We start from the raw sequence: 2,960 nt of genomic DNA, 5'->3' as shown, positions 1-2,960 counted from the left end.
TCCAGGACGGGGCATCGTCAGCGTACACCACGGTGCCGGGCAGCACCTTGCCGATGATGAAATCGACGGCGCCTTCCTCGGTGCGGAAGGCCCAGGTGCGGCACTGGCCGTTGCGGGCGCGAATCACCACCGTGACCCGCCGTTTGCCGTTCTGATTCCTGGCGAGACGGCGATCACGGCGGTTCACGCGCCAGTTCGCCGGCTTGATGTAGCCGCCGCTGTAGCGGCCGTCGACCTCGACCTCCCAGCCGGGCCCGCCCAAGCCCCCCGCCTGCTCCTCGCTGCCCATGGCGACCCGCAACTTGTGGCACAGCACAAAGGCCGTTTTGTAGGCGACGTCGAGCACCCGCGACATTTCCAGCGCGGCCTTGCCGGAGACGCCGCACAGGAATGTATGGAGCACGGCCAGGAGCATTCGGTGGGACAGCTTGTGTTTGGCGAATGGCGTGCCCCTGGTTGCCGTGAAATCCTTCAAGCAGCGCTTGCAGCGGAAGCGAAACCGCTCCGCACCGCAGATCCAGCAGGCGGTGCAGCCGCACCAGGGGCACACCGGCTGTCCACCGGTGTCCGGCCAGCGGATGCGGCAGTACTCCGTGTGCGCCTGGGCCTCGGTCAGAGCCAAAATGCTGGCGATGCCGAGCCCGCGGCTGCGGGCTGAAAGCAGGTAATGTTGCGCCATGGCAAACTCTCCCCATGGGGCGCCGCGTGGGGGCGGCGCCCTGTAGGTCGATCCGTGTGGGATGGCTGGTTTGCGACGGACGCCGCTCAGCGGTCGTCCGATGGCATCAAAAGGCTCTGGGCTTCTTGTGACGCAGAAAGTCGGAAATGCGGCGCAGGGTGATCTCAGTGATATCCGCCGCAACCTCAATATCCGCTACGTAGCTCGTTTTCCGATTCCAGTCGCTGACATCGGCGCGGACAGTCGCAGTAACGCGGACATGAGCATAACGTTCGGGCATGGCATCCCTCGTAATTGTCGGAGATGACCTCTTGTGCTCCGAAAGCCTTGCTGCCATACTCACGCCGTCGGTGGTGCTTGAGTATAGCATCGGGCTCCTGGAGCCGAGAATTGTGGATGGGATCGGTATCGTTGTGCCGGTGGCACGGTACTTCGATGCCGTTCCTTTTTACTCATGATAACGGGACTTGCATAGTTGCCCTCCTTGCCGGAGCCGCGGACGTATTTCAAAATATCCACGGCGGTATATGAGGATGGCAAGAGTATACCGCGATTGCTCTGATGGATCACTCCCTCAAACGAAAGGATGAGGGACTGAGCAGACTGCCAAGCAGATGCTGCGTTTAGCAAAAACGATATTGCCGACCTTGAACGCTGCTCTACGCCGGCCGTTTTCGGAAAATCCAGCGGCGAAAATATCCCGGCGCCGCGACGACTTTGACTGCTGGAAGCGCGGGCACAAGCGAGACCTTGCGGTACTTGGCTCGATATTATAAGTAACAATCCCTCCATGGTTATTGCTTGGCGGGACAAGGTTCTTAGTACGCCGTTCCAGGTTGTGGTCTCTCGGCATTTGCGGCTATCGACCTATCCAAGATCAGCGGCGGTGGATGAGAATAGCTACCCCAGAACCCTTCTGCCACCTCCTCCGGGCGCGCCGGAATTGGGGCGCCAGCGTAGCCGTCCGTATGGCGATAGCTCCGACTAAGGCTTCTTCAAGTCAGTGAATGCCGCGGTTTAGCTGCACGGTTTAGCTGCAGGCGAAGCCCGCCGTTCTCATGAAGAAGGGTCAGGCACAGCCTGTCTTCCACTCGCCGAGTCGAGGACAAGCGTGCAAAGGATCGTCTCACCCGGATGGGGCGAGATGCCGAGCGCAGCTCAGTGCACTGACGCCGGGGATGCGCCCAGAGTTACCCTAACCACGCCCTATTTTTTGTGGTAGAATGCGCCCATGGCGCTTTATCTTGTGCGGCGCCGCCAGGAGAAGCGCTATGGCCTACGACGATTATCGTGATGTCTTGCGAATGCACGATAGGGAAATGGAACGCTACTGTACTGCCCTCCGAGATCCGCTGGAACTATCGTCCGGCCATAAGCTTGCTACCGCCAGCCCCATCAATGATCCGGCAACTGCGACAGCAGAAGCATATCAATCAGCGGTCCTGGCGGGCTATCGCGACCCCTTGCTTGAAAGTGCGTCCGCCTCCTACCTGACGAGTGGGCTTGCCCGTCCCGACGATGTATTTCTGGGTCAGCAGGTGACAGCCATCGAACGCGACATCGCTGTAACGTCCTCCATCCTGGAGGAAGCGCGCGCGACAGTGGCATCCATTCACGCCTCGGCATTCTCGTCGCCTTTCGGGCGCAATGACGAAATCGGCGCCCGATTGGCACCTTCACAGGTTTACGGCGTGTCGGCCTCGTCTACTGCCGCCGCGTTGCAACAGCGAGCGGCCTCCATCGACCATGAAATCTCGGCCACCTCTTCCGCCCTCTCTGATTTGCGTGCCGCAGCCGCGGCGATACAAGGCACCGCATCCGTATCGTCACCGGGGCGATACGACAGCCTCACGACGCAGTTGGCGTCGTCCCAGGTTGAGTCATCGGCGGCTGCGTTACAATACCGGGTGGCCTCCCTCGCCGGAGACGCAGGTGCGGTATCGTCCAAGCTGGAGGAGGCGCGTGTCGCCGCTGTAATGGTGGGTAAGCCGGCGGCTTCACTGGCGCCGGACTATCGCGATACATTAGTCGACGGTTGGTCCAATTCCCGGATGTCGGGCGTCACGGCCCCATCGGAGCATGCCGCTTTCGAGTCCGCACGGTCGCGTTTGATCGCCGACATCGTGAAGGGGGGAGTCTTCGAGACGGCCACTTGGGCTCTGACCTGAGACCGAGGTTTCCTCCGGCTATGGGTGGAGTCCCGTGTGGTTTTGATGCCCGAAGCGGGCGGTGATGGCAAGCAGGGCTGGGGCATGCCCCAGCCCTGCTTGCCTCGCGGCCT

At 61.3% G+C, this 2,960-nt stretch carries 3 protein-coding genes; 1 reads left to right on the top strand and 2 read right to left on the bottom strand.

Annotated features, from left to right (window positions below):
• Together ACSVDD_RS29550 and ACSVDD_RS29545 are read right to left on the bottom strand one after the other, a co-directional pair.
• Positions 1-679: transposase (locus ACSVDD_RS29550; protein WP_448192990.1), on the bottom strand; the 679-nt coding region annotated here is incomplete at its 3' end.
• A gap of 106 nt (positions 680-785) precedes the next feature.
• Positions 786-959 carry a hypothetical protein gene (locus ACSVDD_RS29545; protein ID WP_448192989.1) on the bottom strand — a complete coding sequence of 58 codons (174 nt, stop codon included), beginning with the start codon at positions 957-959 and terminating at the stop codon, positions 786-788.
• 991 nt (positions 960-1,950) lie between these two features.
• Between ACSVDD_RS29545 and ACSVDD_RS29540 the strand changes: the two genes are divergently transcribed.
• Entirely contained in the window at positions 1,951-2,847 is an 897-nt protein-coding gene (locus ACSVDD_RS29540; protein WP_448192988.1) for a hypothetical protein, read from the top strand.
• Positions 2,848-2,960 lie beyond the last annotated feature (113 nt).

The sequence above is a fragment of the Azospirillum terrae genome, assembly GCF_053470425.1.
Note: the sequence above shows the minus strand (reverse complement) of the source record. Positions and strands in the feature narration are given on the sequence as shown.